General features: G+C 74.8%; 19 protein-coding genes. 12 read left to right on the top strand and 7 right to left on the bottom strand.

Annotation, left to right across the window (positions count from 1 at the left end):
* Positions 1 to 3 precede the first annotated feature (3 nt).
* The gene (locus ACFC0B_RS40360; protein WP_376098344.1) at positions 4 to 1014 is read left to right on the top strand and encodes a DNA-3-methyladenine glycosylase family protein; all 1011 of its coding nucleotides are present in this window, start codon (positions 4 to 6) and stop codon (positions 1012 to 1014) included.
* A gap of 70 nt (positions 1015 to 1084) precedes the next feature.
* Here the strand turns inward: ACFC0B_RS40360 and ACFC0B_RS40355 are convergent, their stop codons facing one another.
* The 3 genes from ACFC0B_RS40355 to ACFC0B_RS40345 form a co-directional block, all read right to left on the bottom strand.
* The gene (locus ACFC0B_RS40355) at positions 1085 to 2377 is read right to left on the bottom strand and encodes a coenzyme F420-0:L-glutamate ligase (RefSeq protein WP_376098341.1); all 1293 of its coding nucleotides are present in this window, start codon (positions 2375 to 2377) and stop codon (positions 1085 to 1087) included.
* Positions 2374 to 3333: a 2-phospho-L-lactate transferase gene (cofD, locus tag ACFC0B_RS40350; RefSeq protein ID WP_376098338.1), complete on the bottom strand. Its 960-nt coding sequence runs from the start codon at positions 3331 to 3333 to the stop codon at positions 2374 to 2376. Before cofD ends, ACFC0B_RS40355 begins: the two co-directional genes overlap by 4 nt.
* A gap of 63 nt (positions 3334 to 3396) precedes the next feature.
* A complete protein-coding gene (locus tag ACFC0B_RS40345) occupies positions 3397 to 3900 on the bottom strand; it encodes a cysteine dioxygenase family protein (RefSeq protein WP_376098374.1) in 504 nt (167 codons plus the stop codon).
* Positions 3901 to 4696: 796 nt separating this feature from the next.
* On the opposite strand from ACFC0B_RS40345, the gene ACFC0B_RS40340 reads away from it, so the two are divergent.
* From ACFC0B_RS40340 to ACFC0B_RS40330, 3 genes are all read left to right on the top strand, one after another.
* The gene (locus tag ACFC0B_RS40340) at positions 4697 to 4966 is read left to right on the top strand and encodes a WhiB family transcriptional regulator (protein ID WP_266269719.1); all 270 of its coding nucleotides are present in this window, start codon (positions 4697 to 4699) and stop codon (positions 4964 to 4966) included.
* A 234-nt stretch (positions 4967 to 5200) separates the two neighbouring features.
* Positions 5201 to 9064 carry a glycosyltransferase family 2 protein gene (locus ACFC0B_RS40335; protein ID WP_376098335.1) on the top strand — a complete coding sequence of 1288 codons (3864 nt, stop codon included), beginning with the start codon at positions 5201 to 5203 and terminating at the stop codon, positions 9062 to 9064.
* A 5-nt stretch (positions 9065 to 9069) separates the two neighbouring features.
* A complete protein-coding gene (locus ACFC0B_RS40330) occupies positions 9070 to 10773 on the top strand; it encodes a DUF5719 family protein (protein ID WP_376098332.1) in 1704 nt (567 codons plus the stop codon).
* Positions 10774 to 10834: 61 nt separating this feature from the next.
* Here ACFC0B_RS40330 and ACFC0B_RS40325 read toward each other — a convergent pair whose 3' ends face one another.
* Positions 10835 to 11287 (bottom strand): metallopeptidase family protein, encoded by a 453-nt coding sequence (locus tag ACFC0B_RS40325; RefSeq protein WP_350570436.1) that lies wholly within the window; start codon positions 11285 to 11287, stop codon positions 10835 to 10837.
* A gap of 164 nt (positions 11288 to 11451) precedes the next feature.
* On the opposite strand from ACFC0B_RS40325, the gene ACFC0B_RS40320 reads away from it, so the two are divergent.
* From ACFC0B_RS40320 to ahcY, 6 genes are all read left to right on the top strand, one after another.
* Positions 11452 to 11817, top strand: a complete 366-nt coding sequence (locus ACFC0B_RS40320; RefSeq protein WP_376098329.1) for a DUF3499 domain-containing protein — start codon at positions 11452 to 11454, stop codon at positions 11815 to 11817.
* A gap of 202 nt (positions 11818 to 12019) precedes the next feature.
* A complete protein-coding gene (locus tag ACFC0B_RS40315) occupies positions 12020 to 13402 on the top strand; it encodes a phosphomannomutase/phosphoglucomutase (RefSeq protein WP_376098371.1) in 1383 nt (460 codons plus the stop codon).
* A gap of 100 nt (positions 13403 to 13502) precedes the next feature.
* A complete protein-coding gene (locus ACFC0B_RS40310) occupies positions 13503 to 13685 on the top strand; it encodes a Trm112 family protein (RefSeq protein ID WP_376098326.1) in 183 nt (60 codons plus the stop codon).
* A gap of 88 nt (positions 13686 to 13773) precedes the next feature.
* Positions 13774 to 15057 carry an SIS domain-containing protein gene (locus ACFC0B_RS40305; RefSeq protein WP_376098323.1) on the top strand — a complete coding sequence of 428 codons (1284 nt, stop codon included), beginning with the start codon at positions 13774 to 13776 and terminating at the stop codon, positions 15055 to 15057.
* Between the two features lie 119 nt (positions 15058 to 15176).
* Positions 15177 to 16154, top strand: a complete 978-nt coding sequence (locus tag ACFC0B_RS40300; protein WP_376098320.1) for a cation diffusion facilitator family transporter — start codon at positions 15177 to 15179, stop codon at positions 16152 to 16154.
* A 324-nt stretch (positions 16155 to 16478) separates the two neighbouring features.
* Positions 16479 to 17927, top strand: coding sequence for an adenosylhomocysteinase (gene ahcY / locus ACFC0B_RS40295; RefSeq protein ID WP_376098317.1), 1449 nt, complete (start codon positions 16479 to 16481; stop codon positions 17925 to 17927).
* Between the two features lie 92 nt (positions 17928 to 18019).
* On the opposite strand, the gene ACFC0B_RS40290 is transcribed toward ahcY, so the two are convergent.
* Together ACFC0B_RS40290 and ACFC0B_RS40285 are read right to left on the bottom strand one after the other, a co-directional pair.
* Positions 18020 to 19111, bottom strand: a complete 1092-nt coding sequence (locus ACFC0B_RS40290) for a hypothetical protein (protein WP_376098314.1) — start codon at positions 19109 to 19111, stop codon at positions 18020 to 18022.
* Entirely contained in the window at positions 19108 to 19677 is a 570-nt protein-coding gene (locus tag ACFC0B_RS40285) for a SigE family RNA polymerase sigma factor (RefSeq protein WP_376098311.1), read from the bottom strand. The genes ACFC0B_RS40290 and ACFC0B_RS40285 overlap by 4 nt, the downstream gene beginning before the upstream one ends.
* A 125-nt stretch (positions 19678 to 19802) precedes the next feature.
* Here ACFC0B_RS40285 and ACFC0B_RS40280 point away from each other — a divergent pair, with 125 nt between their 5' ends.
* Entirely contained in the window at positions 19803 to 20456 is a 654-nt protein-coding gene (locus tag ACFC0B_RS40280) for a hypothetical protein (protein WP_376098308.1), read from the top strand.
* Between the two features lie 57 nt (positions 20457 to 20513).
* Here the strand turns inward: ACFC0B_RS40280 and ACFC0B_RS40275 are convergent, their stop codons facing one another.
* Positions 20514 to 21482 (bottom strand): RDD family protein, encoded by a 969-nt coding sequence (locus tag ACFC0B_RS40275; protein WP_376098305.1) that lies wholly within the window; start codon positions 21480 to 21482, stop codon positions 20514 to 20516.
* 220 nt (positions 21483 to 21702) lie between these two features.
* Between ACFC0B_RS40275 and ACFC0B_RS40270 the strand changes: the two genes are divergently transcribed.
* Complete coding sequence (locus tag ACFC0B_RS40270) at positions 21703 to 22707, top strand: stage II sporulation protein M (RefSeq protein WP_376098302.1); 1005 nt, start codon at positions 21703 to 21705, stop codon at positions 22705 to 22707.
* The last annotated feature ends 409 nt before the right edge of the window (positions 22708 to 23116 follow it).

Here is a 23116-nt window from a genome sequence, read left to right as displayed (position 1 = left end):
CCCATGGTCGACGGACAGCGCAGGAGGTGCACGGCGGTGAGCGGGATCACGCGGACGGGCGCGCACACGGGCGTGCCCGCCCCCAGGACCGCCGGTTCCGGCACCGGAACCGTGCGCCGCTGGCGGCCCGGCTTCCCGCTGGACGTGGCCCGCACCCTGCTCCCGCTGCGCCGCGGCCCGGGCGATCCGGCCTACCGGACCACCGCCGACGGCGCCGTCTGGCGCGCCTCCCGCACCCCGGCCGGCCCCGGCACCCTGCGGGTGCTCGCCCGCCCCTCCGAGGGGGTCGTCGAGGCGGGCGCCTGGGGCCCGGGCGCCCCGTGGCTGCTGGACCGGCTGCCCGACCTGCTCGGCGCCGGCGACGACCCGGCGGGCCTGGTCGTGCCGCCCGGCCCGCTGCGCGAGGCCCAGCGCGAGGTGGCCGGTGTGCGGCTGGTCAGGACCGGCCTGGTCCTGGAGTCCCTGGTGCCGGCGATCCTGGAGCAGAAGGTCACCACCAGCGAGGCCTACCGTTCCTGGAGCGCCCTGCTGCGGGCCTTCGGCACCCCGGCGCCGGGTCCGGTCGAGGGCCTGCGGGTGGCACCCTCGGCCCGCGAGTGGACCCTGGTGCCGAGCTGGGACTGGCACCGCGCGGGCGTGGACCCGAAGCGCTCGGCGACGGTGCAGCGCGCCGTCCGCCTGGCGTCCCGCCTGGAGGAGGCCTCCGCGATGGACCACGAGGAGTCGTTCGCCCGCCTCACCGCCGTCCCGGGCATCGGCGTCTGGACGGCCGCCGAGACCCTCCAGCGCAGCAACGGCGACGCCGACGCCGTCTCGGTCGGCGACTTCCACCTGCCCAACACCGTCGGCTGGGCCCTGGCCGGCCGGGTCCGCAGCGACGACGCCCAGATGCTGGAGCTCCTGGAGCCCTACCGCCCGCACCGCCACCGCCTCTGCCGCCTGATCACCGCCACCGGCGCCCACGCCCCCCGCTTCGGCCCCCGCCTCACCCCCAACGACCACCGCCACCGCTGACCGGGGAGGACCGAGGGGGTGTCCGGGACGGGGCCGGTGAACCCTCACCGCACTGCGGGTCCCGACGGCGCTAGCGGACCTCGATGAAGGCGTCGGCGGTGCGGTCGGGGCGGGTGCGCGGGGGTTCGGCGGGGCGGCCGACGGCGACGGCGCCCATCGGGTCCCAGTGGCCGGGGAGGTCGAGGGCGGCGCGGACGGTGTCGCGGCAGAACATGGTGGAGGACACCCAGGCCGAGCCGTAGCCCTCGCCGGCCAGGGTGACCAGGAGGTTCTGCACGGCGGCGCCGATCGCGACGGTGAACATCTCCCGCTCGGCGGCGGCGCGGCGCTCGTCGGGGTAGTCGTGCGAGCCGTCCATCACCAGGCACGGCACCACCAGGTACGGTGCGGCCCGCAGGACGTCGCCGCGGGCGGTGCGGCGGGCGATCTTCTCCTCGTCCCAGCCGTCCAGCCCGGCGAGGTCGCGGCGCCAGGCGGCGAGCATCGCGTCCAGCAGCCGGGTCCGCACCTCGGGGGTCTCCAGCAGGACGAAGCGCCACGGGGTGGTGTGGTGCGGCGCGGGCGCGGTGACCGCGGCGGCGACGGCGCGCCGGACGGCCGACGGGTCGACCGGTTCGGCGGTGAACGCGCGGATGGTGCGCCGCTGGGTGACGGCCTGCCGGATCGCCTCGGAGGCGCCGAGCCGGAACATGTCCTCGGCGGCGGGCCGGATCAGCGGCCGGGCGCCCTCGCCGTCCTCGGCGGTGACCAGGTGGCCGAGGCCGCGCACCACGGCGACCGGGGTGCCGGTGGCCTTGCCCTTCACCAGGTCGGCGGCGGCGGCCAGTTCGTCGGCGGTGGCGGTGACGGTCATCGCCAGCTCGTTGCCGTGCGAGTCGGTGCGGCCCCGGTGGTCCTCGACGACGGGCAGCCCGGCGGCGCCGATCGCGACGTCGGTGAGCCCGTTGCGCCAGGGCCGGCCGAAGGTGTCGGTGACGACGACGGCGAGCCGGCACCCGGTGAGCCGCTGCAGCCGGGCGCGCAGCGCGCGGGCCGAGGCGTCCGGGTCCTCGGGGAGCAGCAGGACGGTGCCGGGGGCGGTGTTCGAGGCGTCGACGCCGGCGGCGGCCATGACCAGGCCGTTGCGGTTCTCGACGATCCGGGTGCTGCCGCGGCGGGCGACCACCCGGACGGTCTCCGCGTCGATCGCGGCCTCCCGGTCGGCGGCCTCCAGCACCCGGCCCTCGGCCTTGCTGACCACCTTGGAGGTGATCAGCAGGATGTCGCCGTCCCGGTACTCGGCGGCCTTGGCGATCAGCCCGGCGAGGTCGGAGTCGGCGTCGATCTCGGGCAGCCCGCCGACGGGGAGGATCAGGAGGGTCATCCGCGCACCTGCTCGGCGAGCGCCAGCGCGGCCCGGGCCATCTCTGCGGTGGCGGGGACGTCGGTCATCAGCAGCGGGACGGCCCGGCAGGCGATCCCGCCGGCCTCGACGGCGGCGACGGCCGCCTCGTCGGCGGTGTCCACCAGCCACCCGTCGATCAGTTCGGAGCCGTAGTTCAGCGCGACCGCCTCGGCGGTGGCCTCGACGCCGACGGCGGCGAGCACCTTGTCGGCCATGCCGCGCACCGGCGCGCCGCCGATGATCGGGGAGAGCCCGACCACCGGGGCGGGCGCGGCGGCGACGGCGGCCCGGATGCCCGGCACGGCCAGGATGGTGCCGATCGAGACGACCGGGTTGGACGGCGGGAAGAGGATGACGTCGGCGGCGGCGACGGCCTCCAGCACCCCGGGCGCCGGCTTGGCGGTGTCCGCGCCGATCGGCACGATCGCCTCGGCGTCGACGGCGGCGTGCAGCTTGACCCAGTACTCCTGGAAGTGGATCGCCCGGGTGCCCTGGTCGTCGGTGATCCGGACATGGGTCTCGACCCGGTCGTCGCTCATCGGCAGCAGCCGCACCCCGGGCCGCCAGCGCACGCAGAGCGCCTCGGTGACCTGGCTGAGGGTGTAGCCGGCGGTGAGCATCTGGCTGCGCACGAGGTGGGTGGCGAAGTCGCGGTCGCCGAGCCCGAACCACTCGGGCCCGACGCCGTACTCCTTCATCTCGGCCTTGATGGACCAGGTCTCGTCGGTCCGGCCCCAGCCCTGCTCCTCGTGGATGCCGCCGCCGAGGGTGTACATCACGGTGTCGAGGTCGGGGCAGACCTTCAGCCCGAAGAGGTGGATGTCGTCACCGGTGTTGCCGATGACGGTGATCTCGTCCTCGGGGCCGATGGCCTCCCGGAGTCCGCGCAGGAAACGCGCTCCGCCGATCCCGCCTGCCAGTGCCACGATGCGCATGCGCCCATCCTGCCACGTGCCGACGGGTCGTCAGCCCGGTCCTCGACAACCTGCCGCCGGGTCTCAGCCGACCTCGGCGGACGTCTGCCGGTGCTGCTCGGGCACGGCCGCGGCGCCCCCGTACTGGTTCATCTCGGTCAGGCCGGGGCTGTACAGGTGGATGGAGACGGCCGGCTCCAGCGAGCCGTTGACCACCTCGTGCAGGTATCCGGCGGAGAACACCCGCTGGCCGCCGGGGCGCAGCGTCCGGGCGCCTTCCCCGGCGTGGGTGAGCGAGCGTTCGACGAGCTCGCCCTGGACGACGGCCATCACCCCGGAGGAGACGCCGTGGTCGTGGAGGCCGCTGCTCTGGCCGGGCAGCCAGCTGAGCAGCCAGACCTCGTAGCCGGGGCCGGTCTCCAGCCGGGCGTACCAGCGGGTGAGCGCGTCGTAGCGGACGAGCGGCTCCCAGCGGGAGCGGTCGGCGGCGATCTCGCGGACCAGCCGGGAGTGGTCGGCGACGGTGACGGGGTGCCCGGGCAGGTCGGTGCGGGCGAGGTGCGGGAAGGCCAGCGGGTCGCCGGCGATGGAGACGTCGCTGAGGCCGTCGGCCCACGGGTGGTCGCCGGGGCGGGCGGCCGGGGAGGGGGCGACGGGGCGGGTGGCGGCGCGGGGGCCGCTGGTGGTCCCCCCGGCCGAGGGCTGGCGGAGGGTGAGCTTGTTGCGGTCGCGGTTCCGCTTGCGGATGCGGATCATTCGCACGGGAGTCGTCCTCGGAAGGGCTGGGTCGTCAGGGGATCAGCCGGATCCGGGATGTCCTGGGGCGGGAATCGCGGGCGGCCTCTGTGCTTCCTGGGCGGCGCGCGGCGGGACGGCGGGCGCCTAGATACAGCGGCAGGAACAGAGGCGACAACAGGAGTTCACGGCACGGCGGAGGGCGGAACCGCTCCGGGGGCTGGCGAACTCTGACATGGAAGCTAGGACATCGCATCCGCGGGGGCGGTGTCAACTCGGAGAGAGTGGACATTCGGGTGAGATGGGCCACGAAGTACCCGATGGGGTGATAAATCACCCTCTATGTTTCGATGGGAAGATCGCCGGGAAGAGAGGGCGATGACCGGCCTGTGGCGGTGACTGCGCGTCACCCGGCCCCCGGTTGCGAAGGGTTCACCAGCCTTCGAGGGCAATCGGGCGGGAGGTCCGATGTGTCCGGTTATGTACACTATTCGTAACGGCTTGGTGCCGGGGAGTGAATCCTGGCCCCAATACCAGAGCTCGGCTTGACTGGGCCAGAGTGACGCAACTGTAATTTCACTCGTGTCGTCGGCCGCACGAGGCAACGGCAACCACGGGGACGCCAATAGGGGCAGAGGAGGCGCGCCACATGAGCGAGCTCTTTGAGCTGTTGATCAGTGACGGCATCGAGGAGGAAGAGGAACTCGGCTGGCAGGAGCGCGCGCTGTGCGCCCAGACCGACCCGGAATCCTTCTTCCCCGAGAAGGGCGGCTCCACGCGCGAGGCCAAGAAGGTCTGCCTCGCCTGCGAGGTCCGCTCCGAGTGCCTGGAGTACGCCCTGGCCAATGACGAGCGCTTCGGCATCTGGGGCGGCCTCTCCGAGCGCGAGCGCCGCCGGCTCAAGAAGAGCGCCGTCTGACCGGGGTGGACGCGTCCCCCGGATCCCCGGACCCAGGATCATCGAACAACCGGCCCGCACGGACGACCTGCGACGAAGCGCCTCACCACCGGTGGTGAGGCGCTTCCGCGTTCCCGGGCGCACGGTGCGGACGGACGCCGTGGACGGAGCCGCTACCGGGAGCCGTTAGTGTGGTGCGCCATCCGGTTGCCGTTCACCGGCTGTGTCCACCGAGAACTGGGGCCCGCGCACGCGATGACCGTCTTCAGCCACCAGAGCGGCTTCTCCTCCAGCAGGCCGCCCGCCTACCCGCGCCACCTGGTCACCGCCGTGATCGTCTCGCACGACGGCGCCCGCTGGCTGCCCCGGGCCCTCGCCGGCCTGCTCGGCCAGGACCGCCAGGTCCAGCGCGTGCTCGCCGTCGACACCGGCTCCACCGACGAGTCCCCGCGCCTGCTCGCCGAAACCCTCGCCGACTGGCTCCCGGAGAGCGGCCCGACCGTCCTCGGCCGCCGGGCCGGCTTCGGCACCGCCGTCGGCGAGGCCGTCTTCAACAGCCCCCCGCTGCGCGCCGAGGACCTGCCCTACCGGCTCGACCCCTCCGGCTACGACCCGGTCACCGGCGGCTGGGACGACTTCGGCGACCCGCTCGGCGAGCAGGACGACCTCGGTCGCGGCGGCCCCCGGGAGACCCGGCCCGTCGAGTGGCTCTGGCTGCTGCACGACGACTGCGAGCCGCAGACCGACGCGCTGCGCCGGCTGCTCCAGGTCGCCGACTCCACCCCCAGCGCCGCCGTCGTCGGGCCCAAGCTGCGCAGCTGGTACGACCGCCGGCAGCTGCTGGAGGTCGGCGTCACCATCGCCCGCTCCGGCCGCCGCTGGACCGGGCTCGACCGGCGCGAGCAGGACCAGGGCCAGCACGACCAGGTCCGCCCGGTGCTCGCCGTCTCCACCGCCGGCATGCTGGTGCGCCGCGACGTCTTCGAGGAACTCGGCGGCTTCGACCGGGCGCTGCCGCTGATGCGCGACGACACCGACTTCTGCTGGCGGGTCAACGCCGCCGGCCACCGCGTCGTGGTCGCCCCGGACGCCGTGCTCCGGCACGCCGAGGCCGCCAGCCGCGAGCGCCGCGCCATCGACTGCGGCCCCGCCCACCCGCACCGGGTGGACAAGGCCGGCGCCGTCTACACCCTGCTCGCCAACTCCAAGGGCGCGCTCTTCCCCTACGTCCTGCTGCGGCTGGTGCTCGGCACGCTGCTGCGGGTGGTCGCGAACCTGCTCGGCAAGGACCCCAAGCAGGCCTTCGACGAACTCGCCGGCCTCGGCCACGAACTCGTCCGGCTGCCCCGGCTGATGGCCGCCCGCAAACGCCGCGCCCGCTCCCGCTCCGCCGACGCCCTGGACGACCGCACGCTCTTCCCGGCGCCCGGCGCCACCGCCCGGCTCGCCGTCGAGGGCGCCATCGGCTCGCTCGGCATAGGGGGCGGCGACGACGCCGGCGGCCGGCACGGCGGCGTCGAGGCCGGCGGCGACGAGGACGCCGAGGACCTGGTCGTCGAGCAGTTCGCGCTGCTCAAGAAGCTCGTCCGGCGCCCCGCCCCGGTGCTGTTCGCGGCCCTGCTGGTGTTCGCGCTGGTCGCCTGCCGCGGCCTGTTCGGCGGCGGCGCGCTGTTCGGCGGTGCCCTGCTGCCCGCCACCGACGGCGCGGCCGGGCTCTGGTCGGCGTACGCCGACGCCTGGCACCCCGTCGGCACCGGCTCCACCGCCGCCGCGCCGCCCTACCTCGCGGTGCTGTCGATCCTCTCCTGGATGCTGTTCGACCACGCCGACCTCGCGGTCACCCTGCTGGTCGTCCTCGCCGTCCCGCTCTCCGCCGTCAGCGCCTACCTGGTCTCCCGGCCGCTGATCGACTCCAAGCTGGTCCGCGCCTGGGCCAGCGCCACCTACGCGCTGCTGCCCGCCGCCACCGGCGCGCTCGCCCAGGGCCGGATCGGCACCGCCGTCCTGGCCGTGCTGCTGCCGCCGCTGGCCCGCGCCGCCGCGATCACCGCGGGCCTCGGTATCCGGGACGAGAGCGCCGCCAAGGGCGCCCGCCCCGGCTGGCGCTCCGCCTGGACGACCGTCCTGCTGCTCACCCTGGCCACCGCCTTCGTCCCGCTGGTCTGGGCGCTGGCCGTCCCGCTCTGCCTGGCCATGCTGGTCACCGCGGTGGTCCGCGGCGGTGCCTTCGGCTCCGGCGCGACCGCGCTGCGCCTGCTCGGCCTGCGCGTCCTGGTGATCCTCGCGGTGCCGGTCGGCGTGCTCGCGCCCTGGTCGCTCCAGGTGCTCGCGCACCCGCAGCGGCTGCTGCTCGAAGCCGGCCTGCCCGGTCTGCACGGCGCCGGGCCGACCGCCACCGGGCTGCTCCTGGTCAACCCGGGCGGCGCCGGGGTGCCGCCGGTCTGGCTCTCCGCCGGCGTGGTGCTCGCCGCGCTGGCCGCCCTGCTGCGCGCCGACCGCCGCCGTGCGGTGCTCGCCGCCTGGGGCGCCGCCGGCGCCGGACTCCTCTTCGCCGTCGCGGTGGCCGGCACCGCGGTCACCCCGGCCTCCGGCGGTCCGGCCGTGCCCGCGTGGTCCGGCCCCGCCACCCTGCTGGCCGGCGTCGCCCTGCTGGCCGCCGCCGCGATCGGCGCCGACGGCGCCAACGCCCGCGTGGCCGGCATCGCCTTCGGCTGGCGCCAGCCGGTCGCCGCCCTGGTGGTGGCCGCCGCCGTGCTCGCCCCGCTGGGCACCGGCCTCTGGTGGGCCGTCACCGGCGCCGACGGCCCGCTGCACCGCGGCCGCGGCTCCCAGGTGCCCGCGTTCATCGCCGAGCAGGCCGGCACCACCGACCGCTCCCGCACCCTGGTCGTCACCGGCGACCCGAAGGGCGGCTCGGTCGACTACACCGTGGTCCGCGGCGCCGGTCTGACGCTCGGCCAGGCCGAGTCCACCGTCGACCCGGCCACCGGCACCACGGCCGGCCTGGACCGCACGGTCGGCAGCCTGCTGGCCGGCTCCGGCGCCGACCAGGCGGGCGCGCTCTCCCGCTACGGCATCGCCTACGTGCTGGTCGACCAGCCGCTGATCGGCGTCTTCAAGGACGTCCTGGACACCACCCCCGGCCTGGTCAAGGCCAACCAGGACGGTGGCGCCGCGCTCTGGCAGGTCGACGGCACCCCCGCCACCCGCGCGCTGATCACCGCCCCGGGCGCCGTCCCCGTGGTCGTCCCGGCCGGTGAGCGCGACGTCGACACCACCGTGCCGGCCGGCCCCGAGGGCCGGGTGCTGCGGCTGGCCGAGTCCGCCGCGCCGCAGTGGAAGGCCACCGTGAACGGCACCGCGCTGGAGCCGGTCACCGTCGACGGCTGGGCGCAGGGCTTCAAGCTCCCGGCGGGCGGCGGCAAGCTGCTCGTCACCCGCGAGGACGGCCTGCTGCACACCGGCTGGATCTGGGCCCAGCTGCTGCTCGGCCTGACCGTCCTGGTGCTGGCCCTGCCCGGCCGGCGCAACCACAACGACGACGACCTGCCCGAGGGCGTGGTCGAGGCCGCCGCGCTGGCCGCCGCCGCCCAGGCGCAGGCCCCGGCCCCCGGCAGCCGCCGGGCCCGCCGGATGGCCGAGCGCGCCGAGGGCGCCGAGGGCGAGGCCCCGGAGGCCGACGAGCCGGACACCGGGGTGTACGAGGGCCGGCCGGGCGCGATCCCGGCGCAGTCCGCCGGCGAGCCGGTGGCGGGGGCGGTCCAGGCGGCCGCCGCCGCGCAGGAGGCCGAGCCGTACACCGACCCGTACCAGGCCTACCCGCAGGCCGACCCGTACAGCTACGACCCGTACGCCGCGCAGCAGCCGGTGGGCGCGCCGTACGGCGGCCAGGGGTACGGCGACGGCTACCAGCAGCAGGGCTACCAGCCGTACCCGGCGGACCAGCAGTACGGCTACGACCAGTACCAGCAGACGGGCCAGCAGGCCGGCCAGCAGCCCTGGGTGCCCGGGCAGCAGCAGGCCGAGCCCTACTACGACCAGCCGGACCCGAACGAGCCCCACGACCCGAACGGCCCGCACGGCCCGGGCCGGTACCCGCACCACGGATCCGGGAGCTGACCGCGATGAAGAAGCCCGCCTTCAGGAAGAAGTCCGGCGCAACGGACACCGCCCCCGAGGCCGCGCCCGGCAGGGCCTCCGACGGCGCCCCCGCCCCGAAGGGCTCCTCGGTGGCGCGGACCACCAGGTCGCTGCTGGCCGCAGGCGTGGTGCTCGCGGCGGTGTTCGGCATCGCCGAGCTCCGCCCGCCGGCCGCCCCGGCCCGCACCGACCGGGCCACCGCCACCTCGGCGCAGGTCGAGCGGAGCACCGCGGTCTGCCCGCAGCCGCTCCAGGGCCTGACCGGTGCCACCACCCTCACCGCGTACACCCCGCCGGGCTCGGGCTCGGGCTCCGGCTCGGGCGAGGCCGCCGGCGGCGCCGGCTGGCTCTCCGACGCGGCCGCGCCGGCCGCCCCGCCGGCCACCGCCGCCCCGAGCGCCGCGCCCGCCGCCCCGGCCGCCACCGGCGCGCCCGCGGCCCCGACCGCCGCGCCGGCGCCCGCCAAGGACGCCGCGCCCTCCGACGCCCGGCTCACCCTGGCCAAGCCCGGCACCCCGGTGACCGGCCCCGCCGCCAACGGCGACATCGCCCCCGGCACCGGGGCCGTCGCCACCGGCGCGCTCGCCCCCGGCTTCACCGTCACCCAGACCACCACCGTCACCGAGCAGCGCGGCCTCGGCCTGTCCGGGATCACCTGCACGCCGGCCGGCACCGGCTTCTGGTTCGTCGGCGCCTCCACCGCCGAGGGCCGCACCGACTACATCAGCCTGGTGAACACGGAATCCAGCGCCGCCGTGGTCGACCTCAAGCTCTACGGCGACAAGGGCCTGATCGAGAACGACGCCGCCAACAGCATCACCGTCGCCCCCGGCAGCTCGCAGTCGGTGCTGCTGCCCACCCTCAGCAAGGGCCAGGTCGCCGACCTCGCCGTGCACGTGGTCGCCCGCACCGGCCGGGTCGGCGCCGCCCTGCACGCCGCCGACGGCAGCAAGGGCGCCGACTGGGTGCCCGCCTCCGCCGACCCGGCGGCCGTCCAGGTGCTGCCCGGTCTGCCCGCCGACACCTCGGCCGCCCACCTGGTCGTCTGGGCCCCGCCGGAGGACGACGCCGACCTGAAGATCGAGCTCTCCGGCAAGAACGGCTGGTTCACCCCGGCCGGCAACGAGTCCATCCACGTCAAGGCCGGCATGGTGGCCGCGGTCGACCTCGGCAAGGTGACCCGCGACGAGGTCGCCGGCCTGCGGCTGTCGCCCAGCGACGCCAAGCACTCCACCCCGGTGGTGGCCGGCCTGCGGATCGACCGGGCCGCCGCCAACGGCAAGTCCGACGCCGCCTGGCTGGCCGGCACCGTGCCGGTCGGCGCCCGCGCCACCGTCGCCGACAACCGGGGCGGCGGCGCGTCCACGCTCTTCCTCACCTCCACCGGCGAGGCCGCCACCGTCCGGGTCACCTCCTCGGCCGGCACCGGCGGCGGCACCCCCGCCACCCAGGAGGTCCAGCTGCCGGCCGGCGGCACCGTCGCCCTCCCGGCACCCGAGCCCGCCGGACTGAACGGCAGCTTCGCGCTCACCGTGGAGACCGTCTCCGGCGGCCCGGTCGCCGCCGCCCGGATGCTCGCGATCCCCTCCAAGGACGTGCCGATGTTCACCGTCCAGGCGCTGCGCGACGACCGGTCCAGCGTCAAGGTCCCGAAGGCCGCCCAGGACCCGGGCGTGGTCCTGCGCTGAGCGCCGGAGCACCGGAGGGGCCGCACCCGATCACGGGTGCGGCCCCTCCGCCGTCCCCGGCTCAGTCCTCGTCGTACCGCGGGTCGATGGCGTCGGGGGAGAGCCCCAGCAGCTCCGCCACCTGCTCGATCAGGATCTCGTGCACCAGCGCCGCGCGGTCCTCCCGCGACTTCGCCCGGATCTCCACCGGCCGCCGGTACACCACGATCTGGCTCTTGCGCCCCTTCCGGCCGGGCGAGACCCGGCCCAGCGGCACCCCGCCGTCCGGATCGGTGCCGTCCGGCTCGTGCAGCGGCACCTCCTGCACGGCGAACTCCACCTCGATCAGCTGCGGCCAGCGCCGCTCCAGGCGTTCCACCGACTCGCGCACGTAGTCGTCGAACAACTCGGAGCGGGTGAGCGAGATCGGGACCTGCGGCGGCGCGAGCGGGCCGCGCAGACCCCGGCCGTGCCGGTCACGGTGCCGCGGGCGGCGCGAGGGTCCCGTCGATGACTGCGGTGCGGAGCTGTCCATATCACTGCCGAGAGTAGTCCTTGGACGCCCGGAAGTGGACCACCCCGGCAGCTGTTCGCCCGGGGCGAGCGGAGCACCGCGACGGCGCGCGGACGGCGACACGGCACACCTTCCGGACAGGCGGTCTTCGCTCCCCGGCGGGGAGTGCTGTACCGTCCACCCTCGTGAGCTCTGTACGTCGTTGTTCGCGGACCGCGTGCGGCCGTCCGGCCGTCGCGACGCTGACGTACGTCTACGCGGACTCCACCGCCGTCCTGGGACCGCTCGCCACCTACGCCGAGCCGCACTGCTACGACCTGTGCGCCGAGCACGCCGAGCGCCTCACCGCCCCGCGCGGCTGGGAGGTGGTCCGGCTCGTCGCCGAGGCCGGTCCGCTGCGCCGCAGCAGCGACGACCTGGAGGCGCTCGCCAACGCCGTCCGCGAGGCCGCCCGCCCGCAGACCCCGCGTCAGGGCCGCTCCCCCGAGGGCGAGTCCACCGGGGGCGGCCGCCGCAGCCACCTCCGGGTGCTCCGCTCGCCCGACAACTGACCGCCGCCCGGCCGACGGCCGCGCGCCCGGGTCCCGCGTCCCGCCCCCGCACGAACCGTTCCGTCCGCCCGGGTACGCTGCCCCCCTGTACCGGACAGCGGCCGCCGCCGCGCCCGGACGTATCGTGACCACGGGCGATCAGCCCGCCGGCCAGGGCGCCGGCGAGTTCGCCGATCAGACACAGAACCAGGGTGGAGCCGCAGTGCGCGACCTCAAGCAGCTCGTGAAGGCGTACGACGTACGGGGCGTCGTCCCGGACCAGTGGGACGAGAACCTCGCCCGCGCCTTCGGCGCCGCGTTCGTGCAGGTCACCGGCGCGACCGCGATCGTGGTCGGCCACGACATGCGCCCCTCCTCCCCGTCGCTGACGCTGGCCTTCGCCGAGGGCGCGGCCGGCTACGGCGCCGACGTCGTGCAGATCGGCCTCTGCTCGACCGACCAGCTGTACTACGCCAGCGGCGCGTTCGACCTGCCCGGCGCGATGTTCACCGCCAGCCACAACCCGGCCCAGTACAACGGCATCAAGCTCTGCCGGGCCGGCGCCGCCCCGGTCGGCCAGGACACCGGCCTCGCCGAGATCCGCGAGCTGGTCGAGTCCTGGACCGCCGAGGACGACACCGTCACCGTCCCGGCGCGCGACGTCCGCCCGGGCACCCTCTCCGAGCGGGAGACCCTGCGGGGCTACGCCGACCACCTGCTCGGGCTGGTCGACCTCGCCGCCATCCGCCCGCTCAAGGTCGTCGTCGACGCCGGCAACGGCATGGGCGGGCACACCGTGCCCACCGTCTTCGACGGCCTGCCGATCGAGCTCGTCCCGATGTACTTCGAGCTGGACGGCACCTTCCCCAACCACGAGGCCAACCCGCTCGACCCGAAGAACCTGGTCGACCTCCAGGCCCGGGTCCGCGAGGTCGGCGCCGACCTCGGCCTCGCCTTCGACGGCGACGCCGACCGCTGCTTCGTCGTCGACGAGCGCGGCGAGCCGGTCTCCCCGTCGGCCATCACCGCGCTGGTCGCCGCCCGCGAGATCGCCCGCGCCAAGGCCGCCGGCGAGGCCGAGCCGACCATCATCCACAACCTGATCACCTCCTGGACCGTCCCCGAGGTGGTCCGCGAGCTCGGCGGCACCCCGGTGCGCACCCGCGTCGGCCACTCCTTCATCAAGCAGGAGATGGCCGTCACCGACGCCGTCTTCGGCGGCGAGCACTCCGCGCACTACTACTTCCGCGACTTCTGGCGCGCCGACACCGGCATGCTCGCCGCGCTGCACGTGCTGGCCGCCCTCGGCGGGCAGCCGGGCAGCCTCTCCGGGCTGACCGCCGAGTACGACCGGTACGCCGCCTCCGGTGAGATCAACAGCACCGTCGCCGACCAGGCCGGCCGCACCGCCGCCGTGCGCGCCGCCTTCGCCGTCGAGGGCACCACCGTCGACGAGCTGGACGGCCTCACCGTGGCCGGCGCGGACTGGTGGTTCAACCTGCGCGCCTCCAACACCGAGCCGCTGCTGCGCCTGAACGTCGAGGCCAAGGACCCGGCGAAGATGGCCGAGCTGCGCGACGGCGTGCTGGCCGTGGTCCGCGCCTGACGTACGGCCCCGGTGCCCCGGCCGGTAGGGTTTCCTCTCGGCCGGGGCACCGCTGTGCCCGCCCGCCGCAACCCCGCACCGAGACCGGAGACCGAACGCCATGAAGCTCGAATCCTTCCTGCTGGAGATCCTGGTCTGCCCGCAGTGCCGGGCCGCGCTCACCGAGGGCGGCACCGAGGAGCAGCCCGAGCTGCTCTGCACCGGTGAGGGCTGCGGTCTGATCTACCCGGTGCGCGACGGCATCCCGGTCCTGCTGGTGGACGAGGCCCGCCGCCCGGCCTGATCCTGGAGGGGCGGCCCCGCCCGGGGGCCCGTCCTCCGCTCTCCGTCCGCCGTCCTCAGCGCCCAGCCACCAGCCGGAGGCCCGCCGCATGCTCGACGACACCCTGCTCGACGACCCGGCCGCCCTCCAGCGCGCCGACCACGACCGCGCGCTGCTCGCCCTCGCCGGCTCCGGCGCCCGGGTCCGCACCGCCCTGCGGCTCGCCGAGGCCGCCGGGCTGGACCGGCTGCGCCCCGACGGCCGCCCGCGCGCCGTCCTGGTCGCCGGGCACGGCAGCGCGCTGACCGCCGGCGAGATGCTGGCCGCCCTGGCCGGGACCGCGAGCCTGGTCGTCCCGCTGCCGCCCACCGACGCCGCGCCCGTCCCGCGTCCGGACCGGGCCACCGCCCCCGCCGCCTTCACCGCGGGCCTGGCCTGGCAGCTCCCCGGCTGGGCGGGCCCGCTCGACCTGCTGGTGATCAGCTCCGCGGGCGGTGGCGAGCGGGGCCTGGTCGCGCTCGCCGAGCAGGCCTACGCGCGCGGCTGCGCGATCGTCGTCACCGCCCCCGGGGGCAGCCCGCTCGCCGAGGCCGCCCAGCAGGTCCGCGCCCTGCCGCTGCCCTTCGTGCCGTCCGCCGTCGAGCCCGCCGAGCCGGGAGCGCCCGGCGGTGCCGGCCACGGCGCCGAGCCGGACCTGCCCGCCGAGGACCCGGCCGCGCTCTGGGCCCACCTCGCGCCGCTGCTCGCGCTCACCCAGAAGCTCGGCGTCACCCAGCTGGCCTACGACGCGTTGCCGCTCACCGCCGACCTGCTGGACGCCACCGCCGTCCGCTGCCGGCCGGACGCCGCCGCGTACACCAACCCGGCCAAGGGGCTGGCCGCCCGGCTGGCCGGGACCGTCCCGCTGCTCTGGGCCGAGGGCCCGGTGGCCGGCGCGGCCGCCGTCCGGTTCGCCGCCCAGCTCGCCGACCGGGCCGGCCGCCCCGCCCTGGCGGGCCCGCTGCCGCAGGTGCTCACCGCGCACCGCGGCATGTTCACCGGGCAGCTCGGCGCGGGCGCCGACCCCGACGACTTCTTCCGCGACCGGGTCGAGGAGCCGGACCCGCTGCACCTCCAGGTCCTGCTGCTGCGGCAGGTCGCGGGCCCGCCGACCGGGTCCGGCGAGCCGGGCGGCCCGGGGGAGGAGGACGGCGGCCCCGCCGAGGTGCCGGCCGACGACGCGGGCCCGCGCAGCTTCGGCGCCACCCGGGCGCACCGGCTCGCCGCCGCCCACGACGTCCGGCTCACCGAGTACGCCAGCCACCGCGCCGACCCGCTGCACGCGCTGGCCGACCTGGTGGCGCTCACCGACTTCGCCGCCGTCTACCTGGGACTCGCCGCCGCGCAGTCCTGAGCCGCCGTCCGGAGCCGGTGCCGGGCGGCCCGGTACCGTATGCGGTCGACGACGACCGGGGACACCGGACGACCGGCACGGGCCGCGCGGACGGCCCCCGACGGAGGGACCTTCCGAGCATGAGTACCGAAGGCGGTACCAAGGCGCTGGTGGCGGCGCTGACCGCGAACCTGGGCATCGCGGTGAGCAAGTTCGTGGCCTTCGCCTTCTCCGGCTCCTCCTCGATGCTCGCCGAGGGCGTCCACTCGATCGCGGACTCCGGCAACCAGGTGCTGCTGCTGGTCGGCGGCAAGCGGGCGCAGCGGGCCGCCACTCCCGAGCACCCGTTCGGCTACGGGCGCGAGCGGTACATCTACGCCTTCCTGGTGTCGATCGTGCTGTTCAGCGTCGGCGGCATGTTCGCGGTCTACGAGGGCTACGAGAAGATCGCCCACCCGCACGAGCTGGACAACTGGTACTGGCCGGTGGGCGTGCTGGTGTTCGCCGTCGCCCTGGAGGGCTGGTCGTTCTTCACCGCGTTCCGCGAGGCCCGCAAGGACAAGGGGACGCACGGCTGGTCCGCGTACATCCGCCGGGCCAAGGCGCCGGAGCTGCCGGTCGTGCTGCTGGAGGACAGCGGCGCGCTGATCGGCCTGGTGCTGGCGCTGTTCGGCGTCGGGCTGACCGCGATCACCGGGGACGGCGTCTGGGACGGCATCGGCACCCTCTGCATCGGCCTGCTGCTGATCGCCATCGCGTTGGTGCTGGCGGTCGAGACCCGCTCGCTGCTGCTCGGCGAGTCGGCCCACCCCGAGGTGGTGGGCCGGATCCGTGACGCGCTGGTGGACCACGACTCCGTGGACCGGGTCATCCACATGCGCACCCTGCACCTCGGTCCGGAGGAGCTGCTGGTCGCCGCCAAGATCGCCGTCCCGGCCGACTCGACGGCCGCCGAGGTCGCCGCGGCCATCGACGCCGCCGAGGTGCGGGTCCGGCGGGCGGTGCCGATCGCCCGGGCGATCTACCTGGAGCCGGACATCTACAGCGCCGAGAAGGAGGCGGCGGGCGACGACCCGTACGCCACGCCCGGCGGGCCGGTCCCCGGCGGCGCGCACTGAGGCGCCCGGGGCGCCCCGGGCGGGAGGCCGAAAACGGTCGTAGCGGGCCGCCGTCCGGGGCCGTCGGTGTAGATTCGTCCCCAGAGCCAGAACGTCGCTGCTGATGGCGGTCGATCGGCGGCCGGCCCCCGCGGGGGTGCGCGCCGGTCGAGGGAGAGAGGTCCTCCGACGGTTTGTGCCGAGCAACAGGGCATCCGTGCCGCGCCGGTGGACCGGGTCGCGGGCCGGGCGCCCTGGCGTTGCCGCGCACCCGGGCGGCCCGCCGTGTTGTGACGCACCCCAGGACCTTGGCCACGCCCCACCCGTCACACGAGGAGCAGACGCATGTCGACCGACATCACCGGTGACTTCAAGGTCGCCGACCTTTCCCTGGCCCCCTTCGGCCGCAAGGAGATCCAGCTCGCCGAGCACGAGATGCCCGGCCTGATGGCGATCCGCGCCGAGTACGCCGAGTCGAAGCCGCTGGCCGGCGCCCGGATCACCGGCTCGCTGCACATGACCGTGCAGACCGCCGTGCTCATCGAGACCCTCACCGCCCTCGGCGCCGAGGTCCGCTGGTGCTCCTGCAACATCTTCTCCACCCAGGACCACGCCGCCGCGGCCATCGCCGTCGGCCCGGAGGGCACCCCGGAGAACCCGCAGGGCGTGCCGGTCTTCGCCTGGAAGGGCGAGACCCTGGACGAGTACTGGTGGTGCACCGAGCAGGCGCTGACCTGGCCGGGCGGCAAGACCCCGAACATGATCCTGGACGACGGCGGCGACGCCACCCTGCTGATCCACAAGGGCGTCGAGTTCGAGAAGGCCGGTGCCGCGCCGGACCCGTCGACCGCCGACAACGACGAGTTCCGCATCATCCTGGAGCTGCTCAACCGCACGCTCGTGGAGACCCCGAACAAGTGGACCGAGGTCGCCGCCACCATCAAGGGCGTCACCGAGGAGACCACCACCGGTGTCCACCGCCTGTACGAGATGCACCGCGACGGCAAGCTGCTGTTCCCGGCGATCAACGTCAACGACTCGGTCACCAAGTCGAAGTTCGACAACAAGTACGGCTGCCGCCACTCGCTGATCGACGGCATCAACCGCGCCACCGACGTCCTGATCGGCGGCAAGGTCGCGGTCGTCTGCGGCTACGGCGACGTCGGCAAGGGCTGCGCCGAGTCGCTGCGCGGCCAGGGCGCCCGGGTCATCGTCACCGAGATCGACCCGATCTGCGCGCTGCAGGCCGCGATGGACGGCTACCAGGTCGCCACCCTCGACGACGTCGTCGAGACCGCCGACATCTTCATCACCACCACCGGGAACAAGGACATCATCCTGGCCTCCCACATGGACCGGATGAAGCACCAGGCCATCGTCGGCAACATCGGCCACTTCGACAACGAGATCGACATCGCCGGCCTCGCGAAGCTCCCGGGCGTCGTGAAGACCGAGGTCAAGCCGCAGGTCCACGAGTGGCGCAAGGCCGACGGCCGCACCATCATCGTGCTGTCCGAGGGCCGCCTGCTGAACCTGGGCAACGCGACCGGCCACCCGTCGTTCGTGATGTCCAACTCCTTCGCCAACCAGACGATCGCCCAGATCGAGCTGTTCACGAAGACCGAGCAGTACCCGATCGGCGTCTACGTCCTGCCGAAGCACCTGGACGAGAAGGTCGCCCGCCTGCACCTCGACGCGCTGGGCGTGAAGCTGACCACCCTCACCCAGGAGCAGGCCGACTACATCGGCGTCCCGGTCGAGGGCCCGTACAAGCCGGAGCAGTACCGCTACTGATGCGGTGACGGGCTGACGAAACGGCACGGTGGCCGGCGCCCCCTCCCCTGTGGAGGGCGCCGGCCACCGTGGGTTCCGGGGGCGGGTCGGGCTCAGCGGACGACGTCGGTGGTCCAGTCGGCCGGGTCGACGCCCAGCCCGGTCACGCGGTCCAGCCAGCCCTGGAGGCCGCCGGCCGCGGCGAACGGCTCCTCGCCCTGGGGCGACCCGACGCACAGCCGCAGCCCCCGCTGGCTCTTGCAGAGGTCGGGCGACGTGTCCGCGCCCGGTTGCGGCTGGTCGGGGTCGGCCGTCGGCCTGCGCTCGACGTCGGGACTGGCGACGACGGTGATGTAGTTCTGGCCCAGTTCGTAGGTGAGGGAGACCGTCCACGGGAGGCCCGAGGCGGCTTCGAGGCCCAGGTCGAAGTACGCGCCGTACGGCACGTAGTCCGCGGGGACGTTCTCGACGGTGAACGGCAGGGCCGCGGCCTGCTCGCCGGCGCGCACGCCCTTCGCGATACGGGGCAGCAACTCCTTCACGGGGAAGGAGTCCATGTAGATGGTGGTCAGGTCGGCCCACCGGCCGTCGGGTGCGTGGAACCGGAGGATGCGCTGGCCGCCGTCGGCTGCCGGACTGCCGGGCTGGGGGTCGAGCCAGTACGCGGGCTTCCCGTTCACCGAGGTGGTGGCGACCGGTTCCCTGAACTGCACCACGGGCGGCTGCTCGCCCGGTGCGTAGACGTCCAGGAAGACCCCCGGGCGGCGGATCTCGTCGATGGCCGGGCCGGAGGCCTTGATGCTCATCCGCCCCTTGGTCGGGTGGGAGTGGTACATGAGCTGGTCGAAGCCCTTGGGCAGCCAGCCGAAGGCCGCGCTGGCCGCCATCGGGTCGCGGCCGGTGTCCGGACCGTAGCGGGGGAGCGCGGGCGCGCCGTCGGCGATGTACGTGGCCGGGGTGGCCGGGTTCCCGGACGGCAGTACGGTGCCGACGAGCGACGCACCGAGGATCGCCGCCGTCACCGCGCCCAGCACCCCGGCCCGGCGCCGCCGCAGTCGGGACCTGCCGGTGCGGATCGCCCAGGCGGTGTCCAGACGGCTCGCGGGTGCGGGCGCGTCGGCGAGGGCGGTGAGCCCGGCGGTCAGGCGGGTTCCGTACTGGTCGGCGTCGGTGTCCTCGGCGCGGTCGTGGGTGCGGTCGTTCATGACTCGGTTCCTTCTGCTTCTGCCGGTACCGGGATCCGGAAGGTGTCGAGCTGGTGGAACTCCTCCTGGCCCTTCCTCCGGCCGAGGGACCGGCGCAGTGCGTCGAGGCCCCGGGCGGACTGGCTCTTGACGTTGCCCGGGGAGCAGTCCATCGCGGCGGCGGTCTGTTCGACCGTCAGGTCGCAGTAGTAGCGGAACACCACCGTGGCCCGTTGCCGGGGCGGCAGCGCGGCCAGTGCCCGGTGCAGGTCGACCGAGGCGTCCACGTCCAGCGCGGCGACGGCCCGCTCCGGGAGCGTGTCGGTGCCGCGCCGGGCGGTCCACCGCCACCACGGGGAGCGCTGTTCGGCGAGGAAGGTGTTCAGCAGGACGGTCCGGGCGTAGCCGTCCAGGTTCTCCACCCCGGAGAGCCGGCCCCAGCGGACGTACAGCTTGGTGACGGCCTCCTGGACGAGGTCGTCCGCGCGGTGCCAGTCGCCGCAGAGGAGATAGGCCACCTTGCGGAGCCACGGCGCCCGAGCCGCGACGAACTCCGTGAACTCGGCGTCGCGGTCATGCTTCGCCATGGATGGGTGCTCCCTCTCTCGACGGCACCGCGTGCGCGGCATCCACCTCCCTGATGCGGCCCGCGCGCGGGAGGTTGCACGGCCGTCCGGGCTTTCCGGTCCGGCCCGGACGTAGGCTTTCGGGCATGCCCAACGGCCGGTACTCGCTCCACGACACCCATGACCACGTCCTGCTCGGAGAGGAGCGGTTCAGCTGCGCGCCCGGCCCGGCCGGCTGGCGGTACGTCTCCAAGACGTACGCGCCGGACGGCCGCGTCCTCGGCACGGTGGACCTCACCCTCGACTCGCGGGCCCGGCCGCTGCGGATGGAGCTGCGGGCCGGCGGCTGGCAGGTCCGCGGCGGCGCCGTCGACGGGGTCGCCTGGGTGCGGGCCGACGCGGCCGACCCGGCCGGCGAGCAGGCGGAGGAGGGACAGGACCGGGCCCACGGCTTCACCGGGCGCTCGCCCGGCTTCCTGGTCGCCACCGCGCGGATGCTGCGGCTGCGGGAGGGGGCGAGCGCGCGGGTGCGGCTGGTCGCCTTCACCGAGCCGGTGCTGGCGCCGCGCACCTTCGACCAGGGCTGGCTGCTGGAGGGCGTCGAGACGCACGGGACGGACTCGGGGCCGCTGGTCGTCGAGCGGTACCAGGTGGCGGACCTGGAGACGGGCGAGCAGCAGGTGGTGCACCTGGCCGGGGACGTGGTGCTGGCGGCGGACGGGGTCGAGCTGGAGGAGCTGGAGTCACCGCCGAACCCCTGGCCGGCCGAGTTCGGGTACGGCGAGGGCCTCGGCGGCTGAGCGTCGCTCTGCCGGGCCGGGCGGGGCCGGGCGGGTCGGCGTCAGGCGGGTGGGGCGTCAGGCGGGTGGGGCGAAGCCGGTACCGGGGGCGGCCGGGGGCGGCGGCGGGGTCGCCGGAGCCGGGGGAACCGGGGGAGCGGACGGGGCGTTCGGCGGGGACGGCGTCCAGGCCTGCTGCTGGGCCTGGACGTGGGCCTGGACGTGGGCCTGCTGCTGGGCCTGGGCCTGAGCGTGGGCCTGAGCGTGGGCCTGCTGGGTCGCGTACCCCTGCGCCCGGCTCCACTCGCGCCGCTGGCGCTCGGTGAGCACCGCGCCCAGGTACGCCGCCGGGTGCACCCCGTACGGCACCGGGTGGCCGGTGCGGGCCACCAGGTCGTCCGCGAGCCGGGCGGACATCCGGTGGGCGACGGCCTGGTCCAGCTCACCGATCCGCCCGAGGAACTGCCGGACGGCCAGCCACAGCGGCTCCGGCACGGCGGAGAGGTCCAGCGCGACCAGTTCGCCGCCGATCGCCTGCAACAGCTGCGGGTTCACCGGCGGCAGCGTGATCGCCCCACCGCCCCCGCCGGGCACCCGCTCGCGGACCACGAGCGTCCCCGCGAAGACGTCGCCCAGCCGCTTGCCGTCCGAGGACACCACCGAGCAGACCACCGCCGGCACCCCGAACAGGACGATGATCTCCAGGAAGCCGACCAGACCGCGCACCAGCGAGTGCCGGAAGCGCACCGGCCCGCCGTCGCTGCGCACCACCCGGAGCCCCAGCGCGGCCTTCCCGAGCGAGCGTCCGCGGGTCAGGGTCTCGATCATGACCGGGAGCGCCACCAGGAAGAAGACGGTCAGCCCGATCGTCACGGCGGCGACCGCCGCGCCGTCCAGGTCCGCCAGGACCAGGCTCAGCAGCAGGGTCGTCGCCACCAGTCCGGCGATCTGCACGGTGAGGTCCAGTGCGATCGCCAGCCCCCGGCTCGGAAGCTTCGCCGCGCGCAGGCCGAGGACGACCGCCTCGCCCGTCACCAGGTCGCTCAAGACACCCGTCCGTTCCCGTCGGTGGTACGCGGTCCGTGGGCGGGGAATCCGGCGGATCGGCCCCCACGATCCCGTGATCTGCTGCCGTCAACATACGGGGCCGCGGAGGCCGTCGGGAAGGGAGGTCCCGGCGCCCTCCACGCCGTCCGGCCCTGGCATGCTGGGCCCACCTGTCCGCACCGCCCGACCTCGCGCCCCGCGCCGACCATGGAGCCGCCGCATGGACCTGGACGTCTTCGTCGCCACCCACCAGGGGGAGTGGGCCCGGCTGGACGCCCTCGCCAGGAAGCGGCGCCCGACCGGCGAGGAGGCCGACGAACTCGTCGCCCTCTACCAGCGCGCCACCGGGCACCTGGCCAAGGTCCAGGCCGCCGCGCCGGACCCGACCCTCGAAGGCCGGCTCACCAGCCTGGTCTCGCGCGCCCGTGACGCGGTCACCGGCAGCCGGACCAGCGGTTGGCGGGACGTCGCGCGCTACTACACGGTGAGCTTCCCCGCGGCGCTCTACCGCTCGCGGCGCTGGTGGATCCCGGTCGCGGTGCTCTCGCTGCTCGCCACCGCGCTGGTCGCCTGGTGGGTCGCCTCCCACCCCGAGGTCCGCAACAGCCTGGCCGCACCGGCCGAGCTCCGCGAGATGACCAGGCCCGGTGGCGCGTACGAGACCTACTACTCGGACCGCCCGGCGAGCTCCTTCGCCGCGCAGGTCTGGACGAACAACGCCTGGATCGCCGTGCAGTGCCTGCTCTACGGCGTGGTGCTCGGCCTCCCGGTGCTGTGGGTGCTGTGGAGCAACGTCCTCAACCTCGGCCTCGGCGTCGGGCTGATGGCGTCCGCGGGCCGGCTCGACATCTTCCTCGGCCTGCTCATTCCGCACGGCCTGCTGGAGCTGACCGCCGTCTTCGTCGCCGGCGGCCTGGGACTGCGCCTCGGCTGGACGATCATCGACCCCGGCCCGCGCACCCGCGCCACCGCGCTCGCCGAACAGGGCCGCTCGATCATCGGCATGGGAATCGGCCTGGCGACGGTGCTGGCGGTGTCGGGCGTCCTGGAGGCGTTCGTGACCCCGTCCGGCCTGCCCACGTGGGCCCGGATCACCATCGGCGCGGTCGCGGAGGTCGCGTTCCTGTTCTACGCGCTGGTGTTGGGCCGCAAGGCCGCGGCAGCCGGAGAGACCGGTGACCTGGAGGCGGCCGACCGGGCGGACCTGCAGCCGGTCGCGGCCTGAGCCGATGTGATCAACAGGCCCTTGACCTGCTACTCTTCTCGCATCCCGGTTAAACCATTGACGTGGTAGAGGCGGGCTAGTAGGTTTGAACGGTTGGGACCGACTGGACAACGGTCGGGCTCGGGCGTTAGTGTCTACGACACCGCCGAGTCGAGGCGAGTGTGCTTCAAGGAATGCACACCCTCTCCGACAAGGTAAATCCCGGAACTGAGCACACCGAAAGCTTTGATAGGCTTCGGAGCGAAGTTGAAGGAAATCCCCCCAGCGGGAATCGGATGAATGAAACTCCGGAAAACGGAGCGGAAAACATCTGGTAAGCTGGAAACACGAAAGAACGAAGCGCCCGGAGGGCCGGTGTGAAAGCCGCCTGATGGAAGCGTCCGTTCCTTGAGAACTCAACAGCGTGCCA

It is taken from the genome of Kitasatospora sp. NPDC056184 (genome assembly GCF_042268405.1).
In the GTDB taxonomy this organism is placed as follows: Bacteria; Actinomycetota; Actinomycetes; order Streptomycetales; family Streptomycetaceae; genus Kitasatospora.
This window is presented reverse-complemented; position numbering and strand designations above follow the sequence as displayed.

What these genes read in the sequence shown, in the direction of transcription:
- ACFC0B_RS40280 (WP_376098308.1), top strand. Translation starts at nt 19,803, where the DNA reads ATGCCCAACGGCCGGTACTCGCTCCACGACACCCATGACCACGTCCTG.
- ACFC0B_RS40360 (WP_376098344.1), top strand. Translation starts at nt 4, where the DNA reads ATGGTCGACGGACAGCGCAGGAGGTGCACGGCGGTGAGCGGGATCACG.
- ACFC0B_RS40290 (WP_376098314.1), bottom strand. Translation starts at nt 19,111, where the DNA reads ATGAACGACCGCACCCACGACCGCGCCGAGGACACCGACGCCGACCAG.
- ACFC0B_RS40270 (WP_376098302.1), top strand. Translation starts at nt 21,703, where the DNA reads ATGGACCTGGACGTCTTCGTCGCCACCCACCAGGGGGAGTGGGCCCGG.
- cofD (WP_376098338.1), bottom strand. Translation starts at nt 3,333, where the DNA reads ATGCGCATCGTGGCACTGGCAGGCGGGATCGGCGGAGCGCGTTTCCTG.
- ACFC0B_RS40305 (WP_376098323.1), top strand. Translation starts at nt 13,774, where the DNA reads ATGCTCGACGACACCCTGCTCGACGACCCGGCCGCCCTCCAGCGCGCC.
- ACFC0B_RS40330 (WP_376098332.1), top strand. Translation starts at nt 9,070, where the DNA reads ATGAAGAAGCCCGCCTTCAGGAAGAAGTCCGGCGCAACGGACACCGCC.
- ACFC0B_RS40355 (WP_376098341.1), bottom strand. Translation starts at nt 2,377, where the DNA reads ATGACCCTCCTGATCCTCCCCGTCGGCGGGCTGCCCGAGATCGACGCC.
- ACFC0B_RS40335 (WP_376098335.1), top strand. Translation starts at nt 5,201, where the DNA reads ATGACCGTCTTCAGCCACCAGAGCGGCTTCTCCTCCAGCAGGCCGCCC.
- ACFC0B_RS40325 (WP_350570436.1), bottom strand. Translation starts at nt 11,287, where the DNA reads ATGGACAGCTCCGCACCGCAGTCATCGACGGGACCCTCGCGCCGCCCG.
- ACFC0B_RS40310 (WP_376098326.1), top strand. Translation starts at nt 13,503, where the DNA reads ATGAAGCTCGAATCCTTCCTGCTGGAGATCCTGGTCTGCCCGCAGTGC.
- ACFC0B_RS40340 (WP_266269719.1), top strand. Translation starts at nt 4,697, where the DNA reads ATGAGCGAGCTCTTTGAGCTGTTGATCAGTGACGGCATCGAGGAGGAA.
- ACFC0B_RS40300 (WP_376098320.1), top strand. Translation starts at nt 15,177, where the DNA reads ATGAGTACCGAAGGCGGTACCAAGGCGCTGGTGGCGGCGCTGACCGCG.
- ahcY (WP_376098317.1), top strand. Translation starts at nt 16,479, where the DNA reads ATGTCGACCGACATCACCGGTGACTTCAAGGTCGCCGACCTTTCCCTG.
- ACFC0B_RS40285 (WP_376098311.1), bottom strand. Translation starts at nt 19,677, where the DNA reads ATGGCGAAGCATGACCGCGACGCCGAGTTCACGGAGTTCGTCGCGGCT.